27 protein-coding genes are annotated in these 23,697 nt (G+C 64.0%); 17 read left to right on the top strand and 10 right to left on the bottom strand.

Annotated elements, in window-relative coordinates; translation table 11 throughout:
* The first annotated feature begins 63 nt into the window (after positions 1 to 63).
* Positions 64 to 963, top strand: a complete 900-nt coding sequence (locus EL335_RS12375) for an HDOD domain-containing protein (protein ID WP_126447348.1) — start codon at positions 64 to 66, stop codon at positions 961 to 963.
* Between the two features lie 27 nt (positions 964 to 990).
* On the opposite strand, the gene polA is transcribed toward EL335_RS12375, so the two are convergent.
* Entirely contained in the window at positions 991 to 3,687 is a 2,697-nt protein-coding gene (gene polA, locus EL335_RS12370) for a DNA polymerase I (RefSeq protein WP_126447346.1), read from the bottom strand.
* 9 nt (positions 3,688 to 3,696) lie between these two features.
* Between polA and EL335_RS12365 the strand changes: the two genes are divergently transcribed.
* From EL335_RS12365 to EL335_RS12305, 13 genes are all read left to right on the top strand, one after another.
* Positions 3,697 to 4,425 (top strand): LOG family protein, encoded by a 729-nt coding sequence (locus EL335_RS12365; RefSeq protein WP_126447344.1) that lies wholly within the window; start codon positions 3,697 to 3,699, stop codon positions 4,423 to 4,425.
* A complete protein-coding gene (locus EL335_RS14600) occupies positions 4,425 to 4,616 on the top strand; it encodes a DUF4160 domain-containing protein (RefSeq protein WP_126447342.1) in 192 nt (63 codons plus the stop codon). Before EL335_RS12365 ends, EL335_RS14600 begins: the two co-directional genes overlap by 1 nt.
* Positions 4,617 to 4,871: 255 nt before the next feature.
* Positions 4,872 to 5,171 (top strand): hypothetical protein, encoded by a 300-nt coding sequence (locus EL335_RS12355; protein WP_126447340.1) that lies wholly within the window; start codon positions 4,872 to 4,874, stop codon positions 5,169 to 5,171.
* Between the two features lie 13 nt (positions 5,172 to 5,184).
* Positions 5,185 to 5,538: a DUF2782 domain-containing protein gene (locus EL335_RS12350; RefSeq protein ID WP_126447338.1), complete on the top strand. Its 354-nt coding sequence runs from the start codon at positions 5,185 to 5,187 to the stop codon at positions 5,536 to 5,538.
* Positions 5,539 to 5,554: 16 nt separating this feature from the next.
* Positions 5,555 to 6,352 carry a BPSS1780 family membrane protein gene (locus EL335_RS12345; protein ID WP_126447336.1) on the top strand — a complete coding sequence of 266 codons (798 nt, stop codon included), beginning with the start codon at positions 5,555 to 5,557 and terminating at the stop codon, positions 6,350 to 6,352.
* The gene (gene nadD / locus EL335_RS12340; RefSeq protein WP_284155369.1) at positions 6,345 to 7,019 is read left to right on the top strand and encodes a nicotinate-nucleotide adenylyltransferase; all 675 of its coding nucleotides are present in this window, start codon (positions 6,345 to 6,347) and stop codon (positions 7,017 to 7,019) included. The genes EL335_RS12345 and nadD overlap by 8 nt, the downstream gene beginning before the upstream one ends.
* Positions 7,020 to 7,022: 3 nt before the next feature.
* Positions 7,023 to 7,379, top strand: coding sequence for a ribosome silencing factor (gene rsfS, locus EL335_RS12335; protein WP_126447334.1), 357 nt, complete (start codon positions 7,023 to 7,025; stop codon positions 7,377 to 7,379).
* Positions 7,376 to 7,846, top strand: a complete 471-nt coding sequence (gene rlmH / locus EL335_RS12330) for a 23S rRNA (pseudouridine(1915)-N(3))-methyltransferase RlmH (RefSeq protein WP_126447332.1) — start codon at positions 7,376 to 7,378, stop codon at positions 7,844 to 7,846. Before rsfS ends, rlmH begins: the two co-directional genes overlap by 4 nt.
* A 1-nt stretch (position 7,847) precedes the next feature.
* Positions 7,848 to 8,465 carry a Maf family protein gene (locus EL335_RS12325; RefSeq protein ID WP_126447330.1) on the top strand — a complete coding sequence of 206 codons (618 nt, stop codon included), beginning with the start codon at positions 7,848 to 7,850 and terminating at the stop codon, positions 8,463 to 8,465.
* Positions 8,462 to 9,910 carry a ribonuclease G gene (gene rng / locus EL335_RS12320; protein ID WP_126447328.1) on the top strand — a complete coding sequence of 483 codons (1,449 nt, stop codon included), beginning with the start codon at positions 8,462 to 8,464 and terminating at the stop codon, positions 9,908 to 9,910. The genes EL335_RS12325 and rng overlap by 4 nt, the downstream gene beginning before the upstream one ends.
* A 41-nt stretch (positions 9,911 to 9,951) precedes the next feature.
* Positions 9,952 to 10,812, top strand: coding sequence for a dienelactone hydrolase family protein (locus tag EL335_RS12315; RefSeq protein WP_126447326.1), 861 nt, complete (start codon positions 9,952 to 9,954; stop codon positions 10,810 to 10,812).
* A 72-nt stretch (positions 10,813 to 10,884) separates the two neighbouring features.
* Positions 10,885 to 11,229 (top strand): hypothetical protein, encoded by a 345-nt coding sequence (locus EL335_RS12310; RefSeq protein WP_126447324.1) that lies wholly within the window; start codon positions 10,885 to 10,887, stop codon positions 11,227 to 11,229.
* Positions 11,230 to 11,304: 75 nt separating this feature from the next.
* The gene (locus tag EL335_RS12305; protein ID WP_126447322.1) at positions 11,305 to 11,727 is read left to right on the top strand and encodes a hypothetical protein; all 423 of its coding nucleotides are present in this window, start codon (positions 11,305 to 11,307) and stop codon (positions 11,725 to 11,727) included.
* 194 nt (positions 11,728 to 11,921) lie between these two features.
* Here the strand turns inward: EL335_RS12305 and EL335_RS12300 are convergent, their stop codons facing one another.
* Positions 11,922 to 12,473, bottom strand: a complete 552-nt coding sequence (locus tag EL335_RS12300; protein ID WP_284155368.1) for a C40 family peptidase — start codon at positions 12,471 to 12,473, stop codon at positions 11,922 to 11,924.
* Between EL335_RS12300 and EL335_RS12295 the strand changes: the two genes are divergently transcribed.
* Entirely contained in the window at positions 12,472 to 13,938 is a 1,467-nt protein-coding gene (locus tag EL335_RS12295) for an NAD-dependent succinate-semialdehyde dehydrogenase (protein ID WP_126447320.1), read from the top strand. The genes EL335_RS12300 and EL335_RS12295 overlap by 2 nt on opposite strands.
* Positions 13,939 to 14,153: 215 nt before the next feature.
* Here the strand turns inward: EL335_RS12295 and rpoD are convergent, their stop codons facing one another.
* The 4 genes from rpoD to rpsU form a co-directional block, all read right to left on the bottom strand.
* Entirely contained in the window at positions 14,154 to 16,043 is a 1,890-nt protein-coding gene (gene rpoD / locus EL335_RS12290) for an RNA polymerase sigma factor RpoD (RefSeq protein ID WP_126447891.1), read from the bottom strand.
* Between the two features lie 452 nt (positions 16,044 to 16,495).
* Positions 16,496 to 18,229, bottom strand: a complete 1,734-nt coding sequence (gene dnaG, locus EL335_RS12285; protein ID WP_126447318.1) for a DNA primase — start codon at positions 18,227 to 18,229, stop codon at positions 16,496 to 16,498.
* A 19-nt stretch (positions 18,230 to 18,248) separates the two neighbouring features.
* Entirely contained in the window at positions 18,249 to 18,698 is a 450-nt protein-coding gene (locus tag EL335_RS12280) for a GatB/YqeY domain-containing protein (protein WP_126447316.1), read from the bottom strand.
* A 68-nt stretch (positions 18,699 to 18,766) separates the two neighbouring features.
* Positions 18,767 to 18,979 carry a 30S ribosomal protein S21 gene (gene rpsU, locus EL335_RS12275; RefSeq protein WP_126447314.1) on the bottom strand — a complete coding sequence of 71 codons (213 nt, stop codon included), beginning with the start codon at positions 18,977 to 18,979 and terminating at the stop codon, positions 18,767 to 18,769.
* 82 nt (positions 18,980 to 19,061) lie between these two features.
* Between rpsU and tsaD the strand changes: the two genes are divergently transcribed.
* On the top strand, positions 19,062 to 20,078 hold the full coding sequence (tsaD, locus tag EL335_RS12270; protein WP_126447889.1) for a tRNA (adenosine(37)-N6)-threonylcarbamoyltransferase complex transferase subunit TsaD: 1,017 nt from the start codon (positions 19,062 to 19,064) through the stop codon (positions 20,076 to 20,078).
* On the opposite strand, the gene plsY is transcribed toward tsaD, so the two are convergent.
* Positions 20,068 to 20,667, bottom strand: a complete 600-nt coding sequence (gene plsY / locus EL335_RS12265; RefSeq protein ID WP_126447312.1) for a glycerol-3-phosphate 1-O-acyltransferase PlsY — start codon at positions 20,665 to 20,667, stop codon at positions 20,068 to 20,070. The genes tsaD and plsY overlap by 11 nt on opposite strands.
* 32 nt (positions 20,668 to 20,699) lie before the next feature.
* Between plsY and EL335_RS12260 the strand changes: the two genes are divergently transcribed.
* Entirely contained in the window at positions 20,700 to 21,050 is a 351-nt protein-coding gene (locus tag EL335_RS12260) for a dihydroneopterin aldolase (RefSeq protein WP_126447310.1), read from the top strand.
* On the opposite strand, the gene xerD is transcribed toward EL335_RS12260, so the two are convergent.
* The 3 genes from xerD to EL335_RS12245 are packed head-to-tail and all read right to left on the bottom strand — an operon-like array spanning position 21,051 to position 23,696.
* Entirely contained in the window at positions 21,051 to 21,956 is a 906-nt protein-coding gene (gene xerD, locus EL335_RS12255) for a site-specific tyrosine recombinase XerD (protein WP_126447308.1), read from the bottom strand. It abuts the gene before it with no gap.
* A complete protein-coding gene (locus tag EL335_RS12250; RefSeq protein WP_284155367.1) occupies positions 21,943 to 22,443 on the bottom strand; it encodes a methylated-DNA--[protein]-cysteine S-methyltransferase in 501 nt (166 codons plus the stop codon). The genes xerD and EL335_RS12250 overlap by 14 nt, the downstream gene beginning before the upstream one ends.
* Entirely contained in the window at positions 22,440 to 23,696 is a 1,257-nt protein-coding gene (locus tag EL335_RS12245) for a glutamate-5-semialdehyde dehydrogenase (RefSeq protein WP_126447304.1), read from the bottom strand. The genes EL335_RS12250 and EL335_RS12245 overlap by 4 nt, the downstream gene beginning before the upstream one ends.
* Position 23,697 lies beyond the last annotated feature (1 nt).

Raw genomic sequence — 23,697 nt, 5'->3', positions numbered from 1 at the left:
GGATTTGACCTCGTTCTGGTTTAACGGATAATCCGGGGCAATAGGGTGCATGCAAAGCCGTCAGTGACGGTTGAACGTTGTAAGCATTCCATTTTCGACCATCTCGTCACGATTTCGAACATCATGGCCGATCTTTCCCAAGCGGAAGCCGAGAAAATCATCGCTGGCGTGGCCATCCCGCCACGCCCTGCCATCGTCAACGCAGTTCTGGAGGAGCGCGGCAAGGATGAACCCGACTTACGGCGTATCAGCCAGCTCATTTCCACTGACGTGGGCCTCGCCGCCGCCGTCCTGAAGACGGTCAACTCACCCTTCTTTGGGCTACGGCGGCAGGTCACCTCGATCGAACACGGCGTCAGCATGCTCGGCATGAAGAACATCGGCACCCTGGTGATGAGCCTTGCCCTTCGCAATGCCGTACCCACCCAGGGGCTGGATCGCTTCTGGGACGAAGCCGCGCGAACCGCCCTCGTCGCTGCTTACCTGGCACAAGTGCTGGACTGCGCCACCAAGGAGGACGCCCATCTTTTCGGCCTTTTCCACAACGCTGGCATCCCTTTGCTGATGCGTCGCTTTCCGAACTATAAGGAGGTGCTGCGCATGGCAAATTCCGAAATGAACCGCAGTTTCACGGACGTCGAGGATGCCGAGCTTGGTACCAACCACGCGCTGGTAGGCGCCCTACTCGCCAAAGGCTGGCAGCTTCCGGAGCATATCCGTGCAGCCATCGCCCAGCATCACGACTTGGATGTTTTCACCTCCCATCTACCGTCTGAGTCGCTTAACCTGATTGCTCTCGCGCTGCTGGCGCAGTACATCGAAAGCGAGACATATAGGGTTTCACCCAGTATCGAATGGCAAAAGCGTGGAGCGAACGTCCTCGACTACTTGATGCTGGACGAGCAGCAGCTCGATGAAGTGATCAAGGATGCCCGTAACATGTTGGATGAATCGGGACTTTGATCGAGCTCCACCAGCGTCGCGATCAGCTCAATGCGCCTCGTCCCAGTTGCGGCCTACGCCGACTTCGGCGACGAGCGGCACGGCGAGCTTGGCCACTCCGCTCATCAGCTTCGGCAAGGCCTCTTTCACGACTTCGAGCTCGTCTTCCGGCACTTCGAGCACCAGCTCGTCATGCACTTGCAGGATCAGGACCGAGCGCAGCTTTTCCGCATCCAACCAGTTCTGCACGTTGATCATCGCCAGCTTGATCAAGTCTGCCGCGGTGCCCTGCATCGGCGCGTTGATCGCGGCGCGTTCCGCAGCCTGGCGGCGCCCTTGGCTTCCTGAGCGAATCTCCGGCAGCCAAAGCCTTCGACCGAACACCGTTTCGACGAAGCCCTGCTCGCGCGCCTTTGTGCGGGTTTGTTCCATGTAACGCGCCACCCCTGGATAACGCGCGAAATAGCGGTCGATATAGGCCTGGGCCAAGCCACGCTCGATGCCGATCTGCTTGGCCAGTCCAAAGGCGCTCATGCCATAGATCAGGCCGAAGTTGATCGCCTTCGCGGCGCGGCGCTGTTCGCTGGTCACCTCCAAGGGGGTCACGCCGAACACCTCGGCGGCGGTGGCGCGGTGGATGTCTTCGCCGCGGGCGAAGGCGTCGAGTAGCCCCGCATCATTGGACAGATGCGCCATGATCCGGAGCTCCACCTGTGAATAATCGGCGCTCACCAGACGGCACCCCGGCGGGGCGATGAAGGCGGCGCGGATCTTGCGGCCCTCCGGAGTGCGGATCGGGATGTTTTGCAGGTTCGGATCGGCACAGGCAAGCCGGCCAGTCACCGCCACGGCCTGCGAGAAGCTCGTATGCACGCGACCGGTGACGGGATTGACCATCTTCGGCAGCTTGTCGGTGTAAGTGCCCTTCAGTTTCGCCAGGCTGCGGTGTTCGAGCAGGCGTTTGGGCAGCGGGTAATCCTCGGCGAGCCTGGCGAGCACCTCCTCGTCGGTCGAAGGGCCGCCCGAAGGGGTTTTCTTCAGCACCGGAAGCTTGAGTCGCTCGAAGAGGATTTCGCCGAGCTGCTTCGGCGAGTTGAGGTTGAACGGCTGGCCGGCGAGCATATGGGCCTCGGCTTCGATTTCGAGGAGCCGGCGGCCGAGCGCGTCGCTTTGTTCGGCCAGCGACCGGGTGTCGATCAGCACGCCATGGCGCTCCATGCGGAAGAGGATTTCGGCGACCGGCAGCTCGATCTCGCGATAGAGGCGCTCGAGCCTTTCTTCGGCGGCAAGACGTGGGGCGAGCACGCGATGCACCCGCAGCGTCACATCGGCATCCTCGGCGGCATAGGCGGTGGCGCGCTCGATCGGCACCTGCGCGAAGGAGATGCGGTTAGCACCCTTGCCGGTGAGCTCATCGTAGGAAATCGTCGCGAGCCCGCAATGGCGTTTGGCCAATGCGCCGAGCTCGTGCGATTCGTGCGCTTCGAGCACATAGGATTCGAGCAGCGTGTCGTCATGCACGCCACACAGGTCGATGCCATGATTGGCCAGCACATGGCGGTCGTACTTGAGGTGCTGGCCGAGCTTCTTGTGCTGCGCCGATTCGAGCCAGGGGCGAAGCTTTTCCAGCGTCGCCTCGAGTGGCAGCTGTGCGGGTGCGCCGGCGTAACTGTGGCTAAGCGGCAAATAGGCGGCCTCGCCCGGCGCGATGGCAAACGACAGGCCGACGAGTTTCGCGGCCATCGGATCGAGCGCCGTGGTTTCGGTATCGAAGGCGACGAGCTCGGCGCTCATGATGCGCGCCAGCCACGCATCGAGCTGCGCCTCGGTGAGGATGCATTCGTAAGCCGAGCGGTCGGGGTGGGCGGGATCGAGTGGCGCCGGTGCCGTCTCGGCCGCGCCGGCTTTGCTGCTGTCCAGCTCGGCAAGCCAGCTCTTGAAGTCGAGTTCGGCATACAGCGCCCTGAGCTTGTCGATGTCCGGCGCCGTGGGCGTAAGATCGAGCGCCGGCAGATCGAGATCGCGCACGACGGTGACGAGCTTTCTGCCCAGCGGCAGGAAGTCGAGGTGCTTGCGCAGGTTTTCGCCGACCACGCCGCCGATTTCATCGGCATGCGCGATGAGGGCATCGAGCGAGCCGTATTGCTGCAGCCATTTCGCCGCGGTCTTGGGGCCCACCTTGGCCACCCCCGGCACGTTGTCGACCGCATCGCCGACGAGCGCCAGATAATCATTGATGCGTTGCGGTGGCACGCCGAACTTTTCCTCTACGGCGGGAACGTCGAGCTTTTCGTTCGTCATGGTATTGACCAGCGTGATGTGGCGATCGACGAGCTGGGCCAAATCCTTGTCGCCGGTGGAGATCACGCAGTCTTCTCCTTGCGCGGCGGCTTGTGTGGCGAGCGTGGCGATCACGTCGTCGGCTTCCACCCCTTCGATGCACAGAAGCGGCCAGCCGAGCGCGCGGATGAGCGCATGCAGCGGCTCGATCTGAGCGACGAGCTCTTCGGGCATCGGCGGCCGGTGCGCCTTGTATTCCGGATACCAGTCCTCGCGAAAGGTCTTGCCCTTGGCGTCGAAGACGACGGCGCGCCGTGTCGCCTGTGGATAGTCATTGACGAGGCGGCGCAGCATGTTGATCACGCCATAGATTGCCCCGGTGGGCTGGCCAGTGCGGCTTTTCAGATCGGGCAGGGCGTGAAAAGCGCGGTATAAATACGACGAACCGTCTACGAGCAGGAGCATGCGGAAGAAATGAGCGCGAAAGACAAATTGCCGAAGATCGCCGATCCCCGGCTGGCCGCACCCGCCGATTCGGCGCGCGAGGCCTGGCGGGTATTCGGCATTATGTCAGAGTTCGTCGAGGCGACCGAGCGTCTGGCAGCGGTGCGTCCGGCGGTGTCGATCTTCGGCTCCGCACGCATCAAGCCCGATTCGCCGTGGTATCGGATGACCGAGCGCATCGCGCGGCTCTTGTCCGATGCCGGGTTTTCGGTGATCTCGGGCGGCGGTCCAGGTGTGATGGAGGCCGCCAACAAAGGCGCCTTCTTCGGCAAGAGCCCGTCGATCGGGCTGAACATCCAGCTGCCGATGGAGCAGAAAGCCAACCCCTATCAGGACATCTCGCAGACCTTCCGTCACTTCTTCGCCCGCAAGTACATGTTCGTGCGCTTTGCCAGCGCCTATGTGGTGATGCCCGGTGGCTTCGGCACGCTCGACGAGCTGGTCGAGGCGCTGACGCTGATCCAGACCAACAAGTCGCCGCGCATTCCGCTGATTCTCGTCGGCAACGGCTTCTGGGACGGGCTCATCGACTGGTTCCGCGGCCGCCTCGTGGCAGAAGGCATGATCAACCCGGAAGACATGGAGCTGATCCAGATCATCGACGAGCCGGAAGAGATCGTCGCGGCGATCTTCCGGCACTACGAAGGGCGCGGCTTCGAGCGTATTCCGGCCGAACACGATCTGCTGCTCAATCTCTGATGGGCACGTTGCTGCGCATCGCGGGCTGGCGCATCATGATGTACTCGCTCGACCATCCCCCGCCTCATGTGCATGTCGTCGGGCCCGGGCGGCCGGGCGAAAATTGCCTTAAACCCAGATTGTCCATTGGAACGCGAGCGGGTTTCGAAGGCGAGGGCGAGCAGGTTTGCGTTTCCGCGACGAGCCAATAACCATGTTTATTGGCGAGGAGCGGGGGCGCAAAAATGCCGCCCGCAGCTCGAAAACCGCCGCGTAGGGCGTTGAAATGATCGTATCGAATGCTCATGGCGAATCAGCCCGGTCTAATGGACAATCTGGGTTAAACTGCGCAGGCGGGATGCCGCTGCCAATCTCTGCTTTCGGCATTCGTCCCGACGTATTGAAGGAATTGACCTGCGCCATCGCGGCCAACCAAACGATGTTGTGCGAAGCCTGGAGACGGATGCATGGAACCGCTTGACGAAGCCATCGCGCGCGCCTTCGAGCGCGGCGAGGCGCTGCGTCGTCGCGAACCGCGAGCCGTCGCCGCGCGTTACGACCGTGTCTTGCGTCGCCTCGTGCTCTCGTTGCAAGGTGATGGCGAAATCGCGATTCCGGTCGCCGCTCTGGGCCTGCCGGAGGAGGCCGATCTTTCCGACGTGCGGGTCGAAGGCGGCGGCTTCGATCTTTATTTCCCCTCCCTCGACGAGGGTGCTTACATTCCTGATCTGTGCCGCGCTGCGATCGAGCACCGCCTCGCCGCGTGATGAAAGGTAGTCCATGAAATTTCACCCGCTTCGTAATGCCCTCGCGCTTCTTGCGCTGGGTTGCTTTGCTACTGTCTTTGCCCAGACGAAGCCTGCGCTCGAGCCGCTGCCTGAGCCGCCGCCCCCTCCGCCCGGCCTCATCGACGACGCCACGCTCGAGCCCCAGGTGACGATCCGCAAGCAGGGGGAGGACAAGGTCGAGGAATTCCGGATCAACGGACGGCTTTACATGATCAAGGTGACGCCGGCGCACGGCAAGCCTTATTACCTCGTCGATCGCACCGGCACCGGCACCTTCGCGCCGGTGGATGCCGCGATCGTCGACAAGGGGATGTCCGTGCCGATGTGGGTCATCCACACTTTCTGAGTCACCGCGCTGGGCCATGCAAGCGCGTCTCCTGCCCGCGGCCCGCGGCGTTTTCTGGCTGTTCGAAGGGTTCCGGCTGTTTCGCCGCAACCCGCCGTTGATCACGGCCGTCACGCTCGTCTATCTGCTCGCCGTGCAGCTGTTCGCGCTGCTGCCGCTGATCGGACCCGTGTTGCTGCCAGTGCTGCTGCCGGCGATGACGCTGACCGTCGCCAATGCTTGCCGCATCGTCGACCGGCAACAGCCTCCAAGCAAGAGAGCGCTGCTCGCCGGGCTCTCCGGCCGTGACAACAACTTTCCCGCGCTGCTGCGACTGGGCGGACTGCAACTTGCTGGCGCGCTGCTGGTCGTGCTGTTCGCGACCCTGATCGGCGGCGGCGAAGACCCTTTCGCGAACGCGCTGCTGTCCGACGCGCCCGATGCCCCGGTCGATCCCGCCATGCAGGCGGCAGTACTCGGCAAACTCGCGCAAGTGCTGTTATTGGCCACGCCGCTGATCATCGCCTTCTGGTTCGCGCCCTTCCTGGTCGGCTGGGATAGCGTCACGCCGGCGAAATCACTGTTTTTCAGCACCGTCGCTTCCTTGCGCAATTGGCGCGCGATGGTGATGTTCTCGCTGGCGGCCATCATTGTCGCCGGCATCCTGCCCGGCTTCATCCTGATTCTCGTGGCGCAGATCTCCGGCATGGCGCTCTCCGCCGCGTTCGTCGTGCTGCGCATGGTCCTCGTCTTCCTCGTCGCGCCGGTGCTGACGGCGAGCATCTACGCGAGCTACCGGGACATCTTCACGGCCGCCGACGCAACGCATGCTTGAGCCGCTCGGCACCGCCAGCAATGATGCCGTAGGCATCATGGGCGGCACCTTCGATCCGGTGCATCGGGCGCATCTCGCGCTAGGCTTGGCCGCGCTCGACCGGCTGGGGCTGGTCAAGGTGCGCTGGATTCCTGCCGGCCATCCGCCACATCGTGCCCCGCCCCGGGCGAGCGTCGAGGACCGGCTGGCGATGGTGCGGCTGGCGATCGCCGGTGAGCCGCGCTATCAGCTCGACGACAGCGAGGCGAAGAGCGCGCTGCCGAGCTACACGGTGAATACGCTCGAGCGCCTGCGCCGGCACTATGGCTCCGATCGGCCGCTGGTGCTCTTGATGGGCGCCGATGCCTTTTATGGGCTGCCCAAGTGGCACCGCTGGGAGGACATTCTCCGGCTTGCCCACATTGCAGTGGCGACCCGGCCGGGCTTTCCGCTGACGGGGCTGTCCGGCCAGCTTGCCGATCTCTTCGGCCGCTGCCGTCTTTCCAGCGCCGATTTTTCGCATGCGCCTGCCGGCGGCATCCATGCCTTCGAGCTCATCGCCGGTACCGTCTCGGCCACCGAGGTGCGGAGGCTGATCGCTGCCGGCGCGTCCGACGCTAGGCTCCTCGAATTGCTGCCGCCGGCGGTTCTCGACTATATTCGCCGCCATCACCTTTATCGCGACTGATTCATGGACATCCGCAAATTGCAGCGCATCGTCGTCACGGCGCTCGAAGACGTCAAAGGCAAGGACATCGAGGTCATCAACACCCGTAAGCTCTCCGAGCTGTTCGGGCGCATCGTCATCGCCACGGGCGATTCCACCCGCCAGGTGCGCGCGCTGGCGAAAAACGTCGAGGAGAAAGTGCGCGCCGCCGGCGGTGAGATCCTCGGCGTCGAAGGCGAGGAGGAAGGCAGCTGGGTGCTGGTCGATTGCGGTGATCTCGTCTGCCATGTGATGCTGCCGAAGACGCGCGCCTATTACGACCTCGAATCGCTTTGGCAGACCCGGCCCAAGCGCGCTGCGCCGGCCGCCCGGCAGGCGTGAAACTCGTCGTGGTCGCCGTGGGCACACGCCTGCCGGACTGGATGAACGCCGGCTTCGCCGAATACGCGCGACGCATGCCGCGCGAGTTGCCGCTGGAACTCATCGAAATCAGGCCCGAACCGCGCAGCACCGGCAAGACGGTGGCTGCCATGATGGCGGCGGAAGCGAAACGCATCGCAGCGGCGCTGCCTGTCCGCTGCCGCCGCGTCGTGCTCGACGAGCGCGGCGCAGCGCTCGACACGCGCTCGCTCGCCCGCCGGCTTGCCGAATGGATGAGCGGCGGCGACGATGTCGCCTTGCTGATCGGTGGCCCCGATGGCCTCGATCCGGCGCTCAAAGACACCGCTCACGAAACCTTGCGTCTATCGTCGCTGACGCTGCCGCATGGTCTGGCGCGCGTGGTGCTGGCCGAGGCCTTGTATCGCGCCGCGAGCCTGAACGCCGGCCATCCCTACCACCGCGAATGACATGGCTACGCTCGATGCGCGCATCCATCTCGCCTCGCAAAGCCCGCGCCGGCGTGAGCTCTTGACGCAGATCGGCGTGCGCTTCGATCTGCTGCCGTTCCGCGGCGGACCGCGCAGCGACCCCGAGATCAGCGAGGAAGCATTGCCCGGTGAAGCGCCCGAAGCGTATGCGCTGCGCGTGGCGCTGGCCAAGGCGCGTTTCGGCCAGCGGCTCCAGGCCTTGCGCCATCTGCCGCAACGCATCGTGCTGGCCGCCGACACCACCCTCGATCTCGACGGCGAAATCATCGGCAAGCCGCGTGACGCTGCCGACGCGCTGGCGATCCTGAGCCGCCTGTCCGGCCGCGCCCACCGCGTGCTGACGGCGGTGGCGGTAGCCTATCAGGCGCGCATCGAATCGCGCTTATCGATCAGCGAAGTACGCTTCCGTGAGCTCACCGATGCGGAGATGCGCCGCTATGTCGCGACCGGTGAGCCGCACGACAAGGCGGGCGCCTACGGCATCCAGGGGCGCGCGGCGATCTTCGTCGCGGAAATCCGCGGCAGTTTCTCCGGCATCGCCGGCTTGCCGCTGTGCGAGACGGCGCTCCTGTTGCGCGATCTTGGTTATCCGATATGAGCGAAGAATTCCTGATCAACATCACGCCGCAGGAGACGCGCGTCGCGCTGATGCTGCAAGGCGCCGTGCAGGAGCTGCACATCGAGCGGGCCGGCGGCCGCGGCATCGTCGGCAACGTCTATCTCGGCCGCGTCGTGCGCGTGCTGCCCGGCATGCAGTCGGCCTTCGTCGAGGTGGGCCTGGAGCGCACCGCCTTTTTGCACGTCGCCGACATCTTCGGCGAGAAGAACGGCAACGGGCGGCCGATCGAACGCCTGATCCGCGAAGGCGAGACGCTGATGGTGCAGGTGCTCAAAGACCCGATCGGTGGCAAGGGCGCGCGCCTGTCGACGCAAATCTCGCTCGCCGGCCGGCTGCTGGTCTATCTGCCGCAGGAAAGGCACATCGGCATTTCGCAAAAGATCGAAGACGAAGCCGGTCGCGAGCGGCTGCGCGAGCGCATCCAGCAGTTGTTGCCGCCGGACGAGGCCGGTGGCTACATCGTGCGCACGATGGCCGAGAATGCTTCCGACGAGGAGCTTGCCGCCGACATCGCCTATCTGCGCCGCCTCTGGCAGGAAATCCGCCACCGGGCGCAAAACGGCAACGCGCCGATGGTGCTGCACCACGACCTCAACCTCGCCCAGCGCGTGCTGCGCGATCTGGCCGGTGCGGAGACGACCCGCATCCTCGTCGATTCGCGCGAGAACTTCCACAAGCTGCTCGCCTTCGCGCAGGAATTCATGCCGCAGCTGGCGCCATTGCTGACCCACTACACTGGCGAGCGGCCGCTGTTCGATCTCTACGGCGTCGAGGACGAGATCCAGAAGGCGCTGGCGCGGCGCGTCGATCTCAAGTCCGGCGGCTATCTGATCATCGACCAGACCGAGGCGCTCACCACCATCGACGTCAATACCGGCGCCTTCGTCGGTGCGCGCAATTTCGACGACACGATCTTCAAGACCAACCTCGAAGCGGCGCAGACCATCGCGCGCCAGCTGCGGCTGCGCAATCTCGGCGGCATCATCATCGTCGATTTCATCGACATGGAATCGAGCGAGCATCGCAGCGCCGTGCTCGCCGAGCTGAACAAGGCGCTCGCACGCGACCACACGCGCATCACGGTCAACGGCTTTACCCAGCTCGGCCTGGTCGAGATGACCCGCAAGCGCACCCGCGAATCGCTCGCCCAGATCCTCTGCGAACCCTGCCCGACCTGCGGCGGACGCGGTGTCGTCAAGACCGCGCAGACCGTTGCTTATGAAATCCTGCGCGAGCTGCTGCGCGAGGCTCGCCAGTTCGATGCGCGCGAAATGCGCGTGCTCGCCTCACCGGCGGTGATCGACCTGTTTCTCGACGAGGAATCGCAGGCGCTGGCGATGCTCTCCGATTTCATCGGCCGGGATGTGTCGTTGCAGGCCGAGCCGAGTTATACGCAGGAGCAGTACGATATCGTGCTGATCTGAACCCAGATTCATGAAGCATCCAGCGGAGAGAGGAGAACCCCATGAAGAAAAGCGATAACCCCGATTTCGACAGCCTGTTACCGGCCGCGAAGCTGGATCGTCGTGGCTTCGTCGCCACTGCGCTCGGTGCCGGCTTCGCGCTGGCCGTCCAGCCGGTCATCGCGCAGAGTGCGATCAAAACCGACAGTAGTGGGCTGGCTGCCGGCGAAATCCGGGTGGGCGAGCTGCCGGCCTACCGGGCGCAGCCCGAAGGCGGCCAAAACCTGCCGACCATCCTCGTCGTCTCGGAAATCTTCGGCGTGCATGAATACATCGCCGACGTCTGCCGGCGGCTCGCCAAGCTCGGTTATCTGGCGATCGCGCCGGAGCTTTTTTTCCGTCATGGCGATCCGAAGAAGATGACCAATGTGCAGGAGATCCTCTCGGCGATCGTCGCGAAAGTGCCGGACAAGGAAGTGCTGGCCGATCTCGATGCCTGTGCAGCCTGGGCGGCGAAGAACGGCGGCGATCCGGGCCGGTTGGGCATCACCGGCTTTTGCTGGGGTGGCCGCATCACCTGGCTGTATGCCGCTCACAATCCGAACGTCAAGGCGGCCGTCGCCTGGTATGGCCGCATCGACGGCGAGGTCAATGAACGCACGCCGCAATGGCCGCTCGATATTGCCGGCGAAATCGAGGGCGCAGTGCTCGGCCTTTACGGCGGCAAGGATCAGGGCATCCCGCTCGACGATGTCGAGGCGATGAAAACAGCGCTTGCAAAGGCGGGCGGACGCTCGCAGATCGTGATCTATCCAGAGGCGGGCCACGCCTTCCATGCCGATTACCGTCCGACCTATCGGAAGGATGCGGCCGAGGATGGCTGGCAGCGACTCATCGCCTGGTTCAGGCAGCACGGGCTATGACACAAAACCTTACAAATCCATTGTCAGCAGCTCGTGGCGGGACGGCGTTGTAGGGAGCAGGAGGTAGCCCCCATGAAAAAACTCGCCATCGCTTCCGCCGCCGCCCTACTGGCGACTTCCCTGCCCGCGCAGGCCGGTCCGCACGGTCATGGGCGTTACTATGGACCACCGGTCGAGCATCACCACCATCACCTGCATCGTGCCGCGCCACTGGCCTGGCTGCTGGGCGGGATCGCGCTGGGCAGCGCCCTCGTTGCGATCATGCCACCGCGGCCGGTCGTCGCCGCCCCGGCGGTGGTCGTGGCGCCGCCACCACCCCTTCCGCCGCGTACCGCCTGGTTCTGCCAGAGCTATCAAGCCTACTATCCGAATGTGCCCTATTGCCCGGAAGGCTGGCAACCGGTGACGGTCTACTGAGCGACATCCAACCCGTGGCACAATCCCTCCATCCCGGCCATAGCCTGGAAAATCTGCCGGGGGAGGAGGGATGGAATGCGTCGCGTCATGCTAGCCCTGTTTGGTGCCGCGGGGCTGCTCGCTGGACTGATCTTCTGGTTGGGACCGGGTGAGGGAGGTTGCGCTGCCGGCTGTGGCGCGTGGGGTGTCTTCGTCAGCGTGCTGGTGGTCGGTCTGCCATCACTGTATTACTGTTGCCGGCATGGCGTATGGGAACTTTGGCGCTTCACGCTGCTTGGCGCGCTCGCTGGCTTGTTGTGCGCGTTGCCGTTCTATGCCGGCCCTTATCTGTTCGGCCTCGTCGCACTTCTGTTCGTCTTGGCAGGCGCCGCATTCGGCGGCCTATTCTGGCTCGCTGCGATCTGGCGCAACCACGATCTCACCCGCCCAAAATCGATCCGGCTGCCATGTGGCACGGTGTATCGGGTGGCGCGCAATGCCCTGCGTCAGCGCTCGTGAAAAATTCTGCTGCGCGTGCCGCTGGCTGCGTTGCGCGGTGTTGGCTTCGGCCGCTTCGCTTAACCTCGGCAAAGCCAAAGTGAGCCTTCGCCGCAACTTCGTTGTCGCTCCCTCGCCTACCTATATGGATGTCTCGTTCGCTGCGCTCCGTGCGTCTTGCCATCGGCCCGCTCGCGACGAATTTTTTCACAAGCTCAGTCGAAATAGCTGCGTGCTTCTTCGAAGCGTGTCGCGAACCAGCCGGACATGAGGCTGTCGATGCGTACCTTGCCGTTGCTCGAAGGCGCATGCACGAAGCGCCCATTGCCGACATAGATGCCGACATGCGAATGGGGTTGGTTGCGGGTGTTGAAGAACACCAGATCGCCGGGGCGTAAGCCCTCGCCATTCACCGGCCGGCCCTGTTGCGCGATGTCGGCGGCCGAACCAGAAAGCCGCATACCGGCGGCCTTCTCGAAGACATAGCTGACCATGCCGCTGCAATCGAAGCCAGCGTCCGGGTTCTTGCCGCCGAAGCGATAGCCGGTGTCCAGCAAACCCAGCGCGAACATCACCACCTCATGGGCACGTGGATCGACTGGCTGGCGGTCTTCCCAAATGACGTTGCGGGATGCGGGCGGCACCTGGGTGAGCGTTCCACAGCCGGCGACGAGGAGCAGCAGGGCGAGCGGAAAAAGCCAGCGCATGTAAGGATTGTGTTCCGGTAGACTCATCATCGAGCCCACGAAAAAAAGGAGCAAGACCATGCAATTGCGCGATCCCGATCTCTTCCGCCAGCAGGCGTTCATCTGCGGCGCCTGGATCGACGCCGACAGCGCCGCCACCGTGGCGGTCTACGATCCAGCCAGCGGCGAAAAGCTGGCCGAGGTGCCGGACATGGGCGCGATAGAGACGCGCCGCGCGATCGAGGCGGCCAATGCGGCCTGGCCGGCCTGGCGCGAACTGACCGCCAAGCAGCGCAGCGCGATCCTGAGGAAGTGGTTTGATCTGATCGTCGCCCATGCCGACGATCTGGCGCTTTTGATGACCTCCGAGCAGGGCAAGCCCTTGGCGGAAGCCCGGGGCGAAGTGCTGTATGCCGCCAGTTTCGTCGAATGGTTCGCGGAAGAAGGAAAGCGCGCCTATGGCGACGTGATCCCCCAAACCACTGCCCACCAGCGCCTGCTGGTGCTCAAACAACCGGTCGGCGTCTGTGCGGCGATCACGCCGTGGAATTTCCCCTGCGCGATGATCACGCGCAAGGTCGCCCCGGCCCTTGCCGCCGGCTGCACCGTGGTGGTGAAGCCCGCCGAGCAGACGCCGCTCACCGCGTTGGCGCTGGCGGTACTGGCCGAGCGCGCCGGCTTCCCGGCCGGGGTATTCAACATCGTCACGGCTTCAGCCGCGAACGCGCCGGTCATCGGCGGTGAGCTCACCGCCAATCCGACCGTGCGCAAGCTCTCCTTCACCGGCTCGACCGAAGTCGGCCGGATGTTGATGGCGCAGTGTGCGCCGACGCTGAAGAAGATTTCCCTCGAACTGGGTGGCAATGCGCCGTTCATCGTCTTCGACGATGCCGATGTCGATGCCGCGGTGGCCGGGGCGATGGCGTCGAAATACCGCAATACCGGCCAGACCTGCGTCTGTGCCAACCGGCTGCTGATCCAGGAAGGCGTCTACGAGGAGTTTGCGCACAAACTCGCGGCAAGGGTGGCCGAACTGAAAGTCGGCGCCGGCACCGAGGAAGGCGTAAGCCTTGGGCCGCTGATCGATGCCCAGGCGCTCGCCAAAGTCGAGGCCCATATCGATGATGCCGTGGCCAAAGGCGCGCGCGTGCTCACCGGCGGCCATCGTCACACCCGGGGCGGCACCTTTTTCGAGCCGACGGTGCTCGCCGACGTCACGCCCGAGATGCGCTGCGCGCGCGAGGAAACTTTCGGGCCGGTGGCGCCGCTGTTCAGCTTCAAGGACGAGGCCGAGGCGATCCGGCTGGCCAATGCCACCGAATATGGCCTAGCAGCCTATTTTTATGCCCGCGATCTGGGAAGGGTGTGGCGTGTCGCCGAGGCGCTCGAATACGGCATGGTCGGCGTGAATGTCGGCCTGATCGCCAATGAAGCGGCGCCCTTCGGCGGCGTCAAGCAATCGGGCATCGGCCGCGAAGGCTCGAAATACGGTCTCGAGGAATTCCTCGAAATCAAATACGTCTGCCTCGGCTTATCAGGCCGTTGAAAAACTACTGCGGTGGGCGTTCTTCCGCGTTGCGCGGTGTTGGCTTCGGCCGCTTCGCTCAACCTCGGCAAAACCGAGGTTAGCCTTCGCCGCAACTTCGTTGTCGCTCCCTCGCCTATCTTATTGATAGACTTCGGTCGCTGCGCACCAAACGCCTTGCATCTGGCCATCCTCGTGACGTTTTTCAACGGCCTGTTATAGCGAGGAACAGGCCGTTACTCTGCGCCGTCGAGGAAGCTTCTGAGCTTCTCCGAGCGCGACGGGTGACGGAGCTTCCGGAGCGCTTTGGCCTCGATCTGACGGATGCGCTCGCGCGTGACGTCGAACTGCTTGCCCACCTCTTCGAGCGTGTGGTCGGTGTTCATCTCGATGCCGAAACGCATGCGCAATACCTTGGCCTCGCGCGGCGTCAGGCTGTCGAGCACTTCTTTGGTGATCTCGCGCAAGGAGGCATACAACGCGGCGTCCGCCGGCGCCAGCGTCGTCGTGTCCTCGATGAAATCGCCCAGATGGGAATCGTCGTCGTCGCCGATCGGCGTCTCCATCGAGATCGGCTCCTTGCTGATCTTGAGGATTTTGCGAATCTTGTCCTCGGGCATGTCCATCTTTTCCGCCAATGTCGCCGGATCCGGCTCCTGGCCGGTCTCTTGCAGGATCTGCCGCGAGATGCGGTTCATCTTGTTGATCGTTTCGATCATGTGCACCGGGATGCGGATCGTGCGCGCCTGGTCGGCGATCGAGCGCGTGATGGCCTGGCGAATCCACCAGGTGGCGTAGGTCGAGAACTTGTAGCCGCGGCGGTATTCGAATTTGTCCACCGCCTTCATCAGACCGATGTTGCCTTCCTGGATCAGGTCGAGGAACTGCAGGCCGCGGTTGGTGTATTTCTTCGCGATCGAGATCACCAGGCGCAGGTTCGCCTCGGTCATCTCGCGCTTGGCGCGGCGTGCCTTCGCTTCGCCCGTCGACATCTGTTTGTTGATCTCTTTGAGCTCTTTGAGCGGGATGCCGAGACGGTTCTGTAGATCGATGAGCTTTTGCTGTTCTTCGAGGATCGCCGGTGCGGCGCGCATCAGCGCTGCGGCATAGGGCTGCTTCGACTGCACCTCGTTCTTGAGCCACTCCAGATTGGTCTCGTTGCCGGGAAAGACCTTGATGAAGTGGTTGCGTGGCATGTGCGCCTTGTCCACGCACAAGTGGAGGATCTTGCGTTCGTGGTTCCTCACCGCCTCGACCATGCCGCGCACCGAATCGCACAGGCGCTCGATGGTGCGCGCGGTGAAACGGATGTTCATCAGTTCTTCGCTGATCTGCTTTTGGATCTTCAGATACGCCTTGTCCTGCGAGCCCTTCTTGGCCAAGGTCTGCATCAGCTTGCCGTAGAGCTGGCGGATCACCGCGAAGCGTTCCAGCGCATCCTTCTTGAGCTGTAGCAGCGAGGCGGAGACTCGCGCCTGGGCGGCTTCCTCGTCGTCGATGTCGAGCTCTTCGCCAAGGTCTTCGGCCAGGTCAGCCGCTTCTTCGGCTTCGAGATCCTCGGCCGGGGCGTTCGGGTCGATCAGGCCATCGACCAGCTCGTCGACGCGCACCTCGTCCTTGGCCACCTTGTCGGCCATGTCGAGAATCTCGGCGATGGTCGTCGGGCAAGCCGAAATCGCCTGCACCATGTGGCGCAAGCCTTCCTCGATGCGCTTGGCGATTTCGATCTCGCCTTCGCGCGTCAAGAGCTCCACCGTGCCCATCTCGCGCATGTACATGCGCACCGGGTCGGTGGTACGGCCGAACTCGGAATCGACGGAGGAAAGTGCTTGTTCGGCCTCTTCCTCGGCTTCGTCGGCATCGACAGGCGCGGCGGTCTGCTCGGCGAGCAAAATTTCTTCCGGAGCGGGCGGCTGGTCATAGACCTGGATGCCCATGTCGTTGAAGGTGCTGATGATCGACTCGATCTGCTCTGCATCGACGATGTCATCCGGCAGATGGTCGTTGATCTCGGCATAGGTCAGATAGCCGCGCTCCTTGCCCAGCGTGATCAGCGTCTTCAGGCGCGTGCGGCGCGATTCGAGATCTGCCAGCGTCGGCTGCGCCTGTTCGAAGGCGGCCAGCATCTGCTTGTCGCGCAGCTTCTTGGCCTTGGCCGAAAGCTTGGCGGAGGCAGGGGAGGGCTGCACGACGCTGGCTGCGGGAGAAGCGGCGACGGCGGCCTTGTTCTGCTCTTTTGCGGGCGAAGAGGCGAAGTCTGCGACCGGGTTGTCCTGCACCTTGGGCTGAGCGGCTTTTTTCGTGGCTTTTTCAGTGACCTCATGAGCCGCGGCCGTAGCCTTTCCCACCGGCTTAGGCGTCGGCTTTGGCGCGGCGGGCGCAGCTTTTTTCAGCACGGGCTTTGCGGCAGCGATGGGCTTGACCACTTTTTTCGCAGCAGATTGCTCCCCGGCCTTGGCCGGTTTGCTGACGGATTTCGCGGCAGTTTTGCGGGTAGGCGTCTTGGTCTGCTTCGCGGCGGATTTGGACATGGTTCGACTTCAGGCACAGAGAAACGTTAAATTATACACTTTATAGATCAAGACCTTTTGAGCGCAAGGAGCTCCGGCAGTCGGCGTCGCTCTTCGGGGCTGAGCGTTCCGGCGCGGGCCTTGGCCGTCAGCTGGTCGATCTGTCGGGAGAGCGCACGACGATGCAGCTGCTCGACGGCATCGGCGAAAACCGCTTCGAGCTCCCCTTCGTCGCTGGCGAACGTTTCGCTTTCCGCCGCCAGCGTCGCGATGATCGCTTCATGGGGGCTGTCGCGGAAATGTTCAAGCAGCAGACCGAGATTTCCCACCGGCAGTGCGGCCTGTTCGATCGCGGCGACGATGGCCCATAAAGCCTCCCCTTCGGGGCTGTCACGCAAGATCAATTCGAGCGGCAGGCGCGCGGCACGCTCAGGGCGGCGCAATACGGTGAGGAGCAGCGTGCGCTCGAGCGCGGCAGGCCGAGGCCGTTGTCGCGTCTGCGGCGGTGCGAGCCGACCACGTGGTATCGGTTTCAAGCCGCACAGCGATTCGATTTCGGCCGTCGACAGCAGCGCAGCTTCGGCCAGCGCACGGACAAGCTGCAGGCGCAGGAGGGGGGCGGCCAGTTTCTTCAAAAACGGTTTCGCCTCATGGACGAGACGGGCGCGCCCTTCGGGCGTGGTGAGATCGACGCCGGATTTCAGCTCGCTCATGAAGAATTCGGTCAGGGTCGTCGGCTGGGCGGCAAGCCGGCGGAAGGCCTCCGCTCCTTCGGCGCGGACGAAGCTGTCCGGGTCGTGCTCGGCCGGCAGGAACAGAAAACCTATCAGCTTGTCGTCTGCCAGCACCTCGAGACTGGCTTCCAGCGCACGCCAGGCCGCCTTGCGCCCGGCTGCATCACCATCGAAGCAGAACACCACCTTGTCCGTAAGGCGCAGCAGTTTCCGCACATGCGTGGCCGTGGTCGCCGTACCGAGGGTGGCCACCGCGTTATTGACACCGAACTGGGCGAGCGAGACGACATCCATATAGCCTTCGACGACGATGACGCTAGCTTCGGCGCGGATTGCCTGCCGCGCCTGGGGCAATCCGTAGAGCTCCTCGCCTTTGCGGAACAGCGGCGTCTCGGGCGAGTTCAGATACTTGGGCTCGCCCGACCCCAGCACGCGGCCGCCGAAGCCGATGACGTTGCCGCGCGCATCCTGGATCGGGAACATGATGCGGTCACGGAAGCGGTCGTAGCGCCGGCCCTGTTCGTTCTCGATGACGAGCCCGCATTCGACCAGCGCCGGATCGGCATAGTCGGCGAATACTTGCGTGAGCCCTTGCCAGTCGTCGGGCGCATAGCCCAGGCCGTATTTCGCGGCAATCTCGCCGGTCAGTCCCCGCCCCTTCAGGTAATCGATGGCTTTGGGGCTGGCCTTGAGCTGCTCCTTGTAGAAGCGCGCGGCACGCGCCATGCGTTCGGTGAGCGGCTGCTGGCGGACTTTTTCCTGCGAGCGGACACTCACTTCGCGCGGGACGGTCAAACCGATCGAGCCGGCGAGCTCCTCGACGGCCTCGACGAAGGAGAGGCCGCTGTATTGCATCAGAAAACCGATCGCGCTGCCGTGCGCGCCGCAGCCGAAGCAGTGGTAGAACTGCTTCGATGGGCTCACGGTGAAGGACGGCGTCTTCTCGGTATGGAACGGACAGCAGGCCTGGTAATTGGCGCCGGCTTTCTTGAGCGGCACGTAGCGCTCGACGACATCGACGATGTCGACGCGGGCGAGCAGTTCCTGAATGAAACTTTCCGGGATCATCGGCGCGATTATGCGCCGCTCATCGACCTGACAGTTTGGCTTTCACCAGCCTGGAAGCCTCGACCATGTCGGCGCGGCCGGCGATCTTGGGCTTGACGAGCGCCATCACCTTGCCCATCTCGGCCATTGCCTTGGCGCCCGATTCGGCGATCGCCTGCGCGACGATGGCGGCGACTTCGTCGGCCGACAATGGCTCAGGCATGTAGGCCGACAGGACTTCGATCTCGAATTTCTCGGCGTCGGCGAGATCCTGGCGCTTGGCGGCTTCATACTGGGCGATCGAGTCCTTGCGCTGCTTGATCATCTTCTCGATGACACCGATCACCCCGGCATCGTCGAGTTGAATCCGCTCATCGACTTCCCGCTGCTTGATCGCTGCGATGAGCAGGCGCAAGGCGCCCAGGCGCGCGGTTTCCTTCGCCTTGAGAGCGGTTTTCATGTCATCTAGGATGCGTTCCTTCAAGCTCATGGCGAATCTCCTTCGACAAACACCAAAACCGCCCACATAGGCGGTTTTCGCGGGAAATCGGAAAGGGATCAGTACAGCTTCGGCGGCAGGAGCTGGCTGCGGATGCGCTTGTGGTGGCGCTTGATCGCGGCAGACAGCTTGCGCTTGCGCTCGGCGGTGGGCTTCTCGTAGAACTCGCGCGAACGCAGCTCGGTGAGTATGCCGGCCTTTTCGATGGTGCGCTTGAAGCGGCGGATGGCGACCTCGAACGGCTCGTTTTCCTTGACGCGAATACCGGGCATGCGGTGGCTTCCTAATCGGTTGAAGTGATGAAAGCCGCGCATTCTAGCCATTTTGGCGCCGATGTCAAAGTAAAATTTCATGATGTTGGTGCTGGGCATCGAATCCTCCTGCGACGAAACCGGCGTCGCCCTGTACGACGGCGTGCGCGGCTTGCTCGCCCATGCGGTGCATTCGCAGGTGGCCATGCACGAAGCGTACGGCGGCGTGGTGCCCGAGCTCGCCTCGCGCGACCACATCCGCCGTCTCGTGCCACTGTTCGAGCAGGTGCTGGCCGAGAGCCAGTGTGCGAGGGCGGACATCGACGCGATCGCCTACACAGCAGGGCCAGGTCTTGCTGGCGCCTTGCTCACCGGGGCGAGCTTCGCGGCGAGTCTCGCGCTCGCCTTGGGGGTTCCGGCGCTGCCGATCCATCACCTCGAAGGCCACCTGCTCTCGCCGCTGCTGGCGCATGATCCGCCCGCCTTCCCCTTCATCGCACTGCTGGTCTCCGGCGGCCACACCCAAATCATGCGCGTGACCGGAGTGGGCGCTTACGAGCTGATGGGTGAATCGCTCGACGATGCCGCTGGCGAAGCCTTCGACAAGACGGCGCAGCTCTTGGGTCTGGGCTACCCCGGCGGCCCGGCGCTCGCGAAGCTCGCCGAAACGGGAAAGCCGGGCCGCTTCAAGCTGCCGCGCCCGATGATCAATAGCGGCGATTTCATGTTCAGCTTCTCCGGCCTCAAGACGGCGGTGCTCACTGCCGTTCGCGAGCGAGCGCTCACCGAGCAAGACAAGGCCGATCTTGCCGCGGAGTTCCAGGAAGCTGCGACGGAGGTCGTGGCGACGAAGGCGCTGGCCGCCTGCAGCGTGACCGGGTTGAAAACCCTGGTCGTCGCCGGCGGCGTCGGCGCGAACAGGCGGCTGCGGGAACGTCTGAATCTCGAAGCGGGCCAGGCGGGCATTCGCGTCTGCTATCCGGAGCTGGCCTTGTGCACCGACAATGGCGCGATGATCGCCTTCGCCGGCGCGCTGCGCCTGCAAGCTGGTTTGGTCGATGCCAGGGCGCACAACGGTGCGTTCGTCGTCCGGCCGCGCTGGCCGTTGACTACGACTTAGTCCGATTGCCGATACGGCTTTCCGTACCTTCGATCAGGCGCACGATGTTGGCCTTGTGCCGCCAGATCAAGATGAGGCATATGGCGCCTATGACGAGCGAGACCGCGTCGCTGCCGTGACGCAGGAAGGCCAGGGCCATTGCGACGCACGCCGCCAAGAGCGCGGCGAGCGACGAATAGCGGGTGATGATGGCAGTGACCAGCCAGGTCAGTGCTGCTCCGAAAGCGAGCCAGCCATCCAAGCCGATCAGCACGCCCAGCGCGGTGGCCACCCCCTTGCCGCCCTTGAACTTGAGAAACACCGGGAACAGGTGGCCGAGAAAAGCGGCGAGGCCGACGAGCGTCTGTGCCGTCCCGCTTGCCGCGAGTTTCGCGGCGAGAAACATCGGAAGCCAGCCCTTGGCCGCATCGCCGAGCAGGGTCAGTGCGGCGGCGAGCTTGTTGCCGGTGCGCAGCACGTTGGTGGCGCCCGGATTGCCCGAGCCATGCCGGCGTGGATCGGCAAGTCCGAAGAGCTTCGAGACGATCACCGCGAACGGGATCGAACCGATCAGATAGCCGAGGATTAGGTAAAGGGCGGTGGATTCCATAGAATGCCCGTCATTCTATTCGAGGCCGCTTCATGGACTTCATCTTCATCGAGGAAATGCGCGTCGAGGCTCATGTCGGCATCTATGCGCGCGAACGCGTCGCGCCGCAGACGCTGGAACTGTCGCTCACCTTCGGCGTGCCCGATGAGGCGGCGCAGGACGACGACATCACCAAGACCATCGACTACGCGCAAGTGATCGCGCGCATCCGCGAGGAACTCGCCCAGCGCCATTTCAATCTGCTGGAGACGCTGGGTGAATTCGTGATCGCGCTGCTGCTCGACGAATTTCGCGCTCCCTGGGTCAAGGTGTCGATCGCCAAGGTCGGCATCGCCAAGGGTGTCAAGCGCGTCGGCGTGCAGATCGAGCGGGCGCGGGCTTGATCAGCCGCGCGGGTGATGCTGCGCATGCAGTTGCTTGAGCCGTGCCCGAGCGACGTGGGTGTAGATCTGCGTCGTCGAGATGTCGGCATGGCCGAGCAGAAGCTGGACGACGCGCAGGTCGGCGCCGTGATTGATGAGATGGGTCGCGAAGGCATGGCGCAGCACATGCGGCGAAATTTTCTCGCGCGGGATGCCGGCGGCCACGGCATGTTTCTTGATCAGCGTCCAGGCCATCTGGCGCGTCATGCCGACGCCGCGCGTGGTGACGAATACGTGATCGCTGGAGCGGCCCTTGAGGAGCCGTGGCCGTCCCTCGCGCAGCCAGCGTTGCAGCCATTCGGCCGCCACTTCGCCCAGCGGCACGAGGCGCTCTTTGCCGCCTTTGCCGAAGGTGCGTACGACGCGGTCGTCGAGGCTCAGATTGAAGAGCTTGAGGGCCACGAGCTCGGAGACGCGTAAGCCCGTGGCGTAGAGGAGTTCCAGCAGCGCCCGGTCGCGCAGGCCCAGCGGCTTTGCCACGTCCGGCGCGGCCAGTAGCGCCTCGACGTTCTTTTCCGACAGCGTCTTCGGGAAACGTTCGGCGACGACCGGTGGCTGGATGTTGAGCAGCGGATCGTGCGCGCGTCGCCCTTGTTCGATGAGCCAGCGGTAGAAACGCCGCAAGGAAGCCAGAAAGCGTCTGAGCGTCGTCGGCCGAACCCGTTCGCTGCGCCGATGCAGGTGGGCAAGCCAGGCGTCGACATCCGCTTCCTGCGCATCGAGCAAAGTGCGCTGGCGCTCATCCAGCCAGGCGGCGAACAGGGCGAGATCGGAACGGTAGGCGGCGAGCGTGTTCTTCGCCAGCCCGTCGGCAAGCCACAGACTGTCGACGAACTCGTCGATGAGTGCGCGATCAGGCTCCCTCATGCGCGAGCAGCCAGCGCTTCACTTCGAGCAGGAAACCGCCGCGTTGGCGGGCGAAGCCGCCCAACTTGCCGCCTGCGGCGACGACGCGATGGCAGGGGATGACGAGGGGATAGGGATTGGCACCGCAGGCATTGCCGACGGCGCGTGGGCTGCTGCCGAGCGTGCGCGCCAGCTCGCCATAGGTCTGCGTCGCGCCGGCGGGAATGGTCGTAATACCGGCCCAGACCCGGCGCTGGAAGGCCGTGCCGGCGAGGGCGAGCGGCAGCGAGAAGAGAAAGCGCGGGTCTTTCAGATAAGCGCGTAACTGGCGCACGGCCTCTTTCGCCAACGCCGAGGAGGGCTTGATTTCGGGGCACGGCTCGAGATAGACGATCTCGGCGATCGCATCGTCGTTGCAGCGGATGCCGATGCTGAAGCTCGGCGCTGGCAGGACGGCACACAAAGTCTCCCCGCCCGAGAGGGCGGGGCTGGGGGTGGGCGGGCTCACGACCGCACTTCGCCGTTGCCGAAGACGATCCATTTCTGCGAAGTGAGGCCCTCGAGGCCGACCGGCCCGCGCGCATGGAACTTGTCGGTCGAGATGCCGATCTCGGCGCCCAGCCCGTATTCGAAACCATCGGCGAAGCGCGTCGAGGCATTGACCATGACGGAGGACGAGTCGACCTCGCGCAGAAAACGCATCGCATGGGTGTAGTCTTCGGTGACGATCGCCTCGGTGTGCGCGGAGGAATACTTGTTGATGTGGGCGATCGCCTCATCGACGTCGGCGACCACCTTGCAGGAGATGATCGCGGCGAGGTATTCGGTGTAGTAATCCTCCTCCGTCGCCGGTTTCGCCTGCGGCACGAGCGCGCAGGTCTCGGGGCAGCCGCGGATCTCGACGCTGTGCTGGATGAGCATCGCCGCCAGCTGCGGCAGCAGTGTGGCCGCGACGGGGCGGGCGACGAGCAGCGATTCGGCGGTGTTGCAAGTACCCAGCCGTTGGCATTTGGCGTTCTCCAGAATTTTCAGCGCTTTTCCCGGATCGGCGGCGGTGTCGATATAGACGTGGCAGTTGCCGTCCAGATGCTTGATCACCGGCACGCGCGCCTCCTTCGAGATGCGCTCGATCAAGCCCTTGCCGCCGCGCGGCACGATCACATCGACGTATTCGGGCATCGCCACGAGATGGCCTACCGCGGCGCGGTCGGTGGTCTGCACCACCTGCACCGCAGTTTCCGGCAGAGCGGCGACGGTCAAGCCCCGCCGCACACAGGCGGCGATCGCCTGATTGCAGCGGATCGCTTCCTTGCCGCCGCGCAAGATCGCTGCGTTTCCGGACTTGAGGCACAGCGCCGCGGCATCCGCCGTCACATTCGGCCGCGCTTCATAGATGATGCCGATGACACCGAGCGGCACGCGCATCTTGCCGACCTGGATGCCGGAGGGGCGGTATTTCATGTCCGAAATCTCGCCGATCGGATCGGGAAGCGCGGCTACCTGCTCGAGTCCTTGCGCCATCGCTTCGACGCTCCTGGCGGTGATCGTCAAGCGGTCGAGCATTGCCGGATCGAGCCCGTTGGCCTTCGCCTCGGCGACGTCTTCGGCGTTCGCGGCAAGAAGCTCGTCACGGTGCGCGCGGATGTCGGCCGCCATGGCAAGGAGCGCCGCATTCTTCGCTGCGGTGGTCGCCTTAGCCATCGCGCGCGAGGCTTCACGCGCTTGGCGGCCGAGCGTTTCCATGTAGCTTTTGATATCCATC

This window comes from Sulfuricystis multivorans (genome assembly GCF_003966565.1).
In the GTDB taxonomy this organism is placed as follows: Bacteria; Pseudomonadota; Gammaproteobacteria; order Burkholderiales; family Rhodocyclaceae; genus Sulfuricystis; species Sulfuricystis multivorans.
This window is presented reverse-complemented; position numbering and strand designations above follow the sequence as displayed.

Excerpts from the sequence above, each read along its gene's own strand:
- EL335_RS12245 (WP_126447304.1), bottom strand. The coding sequence starts at position 23,696 with ATGGATATCAAAAGCTACATGGAAACGCTCGGCCGCCAAGCGCGTGAA.
- EL335_RS12305 (WP_126447322.1), top strand. The coding sequence starts at position 11,305 with ATGCGTCGCGTCATGCTAGCCCTGTTTGGTGCCGCGGGGCTGCTCGCT.
- rng (WP_126447328.1), top strand. The coding sequence starts at position 8,462 with ATGAGCGAAGAATTCCTGATCAACATCACGCCGCAGGAGACGCGCGTC.
- EL335_RS14600 (WP_126447342.1), top strand. The coding sequence starts at position 4,425 with ATGGGCACGTTGCTGCGCATCGCGGGCTGGCGCATCATGATGTACTCG.
- plsY (WP_126447312.1), bottom strand. The coding sequence starts at position 20,667 with ATGGAATCCACCGCCCTTTACCTAATCCTCGGCTATCTGATCGGTTCG.
- tsaD (WP_126447889.1), top strand. The coding sequence starts at position 19,062 with ATGTTGGTGCTGGGCATCGAATCCTCCTGCGACGAAACCGGCGTCGCC.
- EL335_RS12260 (WP_126447310.1), top strand. The coding sequence starts at position 20,700 with ATGGACTTCATCTTCATCGAGGAAATGCGCGTCGAGGCTCATGTCGGC.
- xerD (WP_126447308.1), bottom strand. The coding sequence starts at position 21,956 with ATGAGGGAGCCTGATCGCGCACTCATCGACGAGTTCGTCGACAGTCTG.
- dnaG (WP_126447318.1), bottom strand. The coding sequence starts at position 18,229 with ATGATCCCGGAAAGTTTCATTCAGGAACTGCTCGCCCGCGTCGACATC.
- EL335_RS12300 (WP_284155368.1), bottom strand. The coding sequence starts at position 12,473 with ATGGTCTTGCTCCTTTTTTTCGTGGGCTCGATGATGAGTCTACCGGAA.
- EL335_RS12350 (WP_126447338.1), top strand. The coding sequence starts at position 5,185 with ATGAAATTTCACCCGCTTCGTAATGCCCTCGCGCTTCTTGCGCTGGGT.
- EL335_RS12345 (WP_126447336.1), top strand. The coding sequence starts at position 5,555 with ATGCAAGCGCGTCTCCTGCCCGCGGCCCGCGGCGTTTTCTGGCTGTTC.
- EL335_RS12295 (WP_126447320.1), top strand. The coding sequence starts at position 12,472 with ATGCAATTGCGCGATCCCGATCTCTTCCGCCAGCAGGCGTTCATCTGC.
- EL335_RS12325 (WP_126447330.1), top strand. The coding sequence starts at position 7,848 with ATGGCTACGCTCGATGCGCGCATCCATCTCGCCTCGCAAAGCCCGCGC.
- polA (WP_126447346.1), bottom strand. The coding sequence starts at position 3,687 with ATGCTCCTGCTCGTAGACGGTTCGTCGTATTTATACCGCGCTTTTCAC.
- rpsU (WP_126447314.1), bottom strand. The coding sequence starts at position 18,979 with ATGCCCGGTATTCGCGTCAAGGAAAACGAGCCGTTCGAGGTCGCCATC.
- rpoD (WP_126447891.1), bottom strand. The coding sequence starts at position 16,043 with ATGCTGGCCGCCTTCGAACAGGCGCAGCCGACGCTGGCAGATCTCGAA.
- rsfS (WP_126447334.1), top strand. The coding sequence starts at position 7,023 with ATGGACATCCGCAAATTGCAGCGCATCGTCGTCACGGCGCTCGAAGAC.
- EL335_RS12355 (WP_126447340.1), top strand. The coding sequence starts at position 4,872 with ATGGAACCGCTTGACGAAGCCATCGCGCGCGCCTTCGAGCGCGGCGAG.
- EL335_RS12315 (WP_126447326.1), top strand. The coding sequence starts at position 9,952 with ATGAAGAAAAGCGATAACCCCGATTTCGACAGCCTGTTACCGGCCGCG.
- nadD (WP_284155369.1), top strand. The coding sequence starts at position 6,345 with ATGCTTGAGCCGCTCGGCACCGCCAGCAATGATGCCGTAGGCATCATG.
- EL335_RS12280 (WP_126447316.1), bottom strand. The coding sequence starts at position 18,698 with ATGAGCTTGAAGGAACGCATCCTAGATGACATGAAAACCGCTCTCAAG.
- EL335_RS12365 (WP_126447344.1), top strand. The coding sequence starts at position 3,697 with ATGAGCGCGAAAGACAAATTGCCGAAGATCGCCGATCCCCGGCTGGCC.
- EL335_RS12310 (WP_126447324.1), top strand. The coding sequence starts at position 10,885 with ATGAAAAAACTCGCCATCGCTTCCGCCGCCGCCCTACTGGCGACTTCC.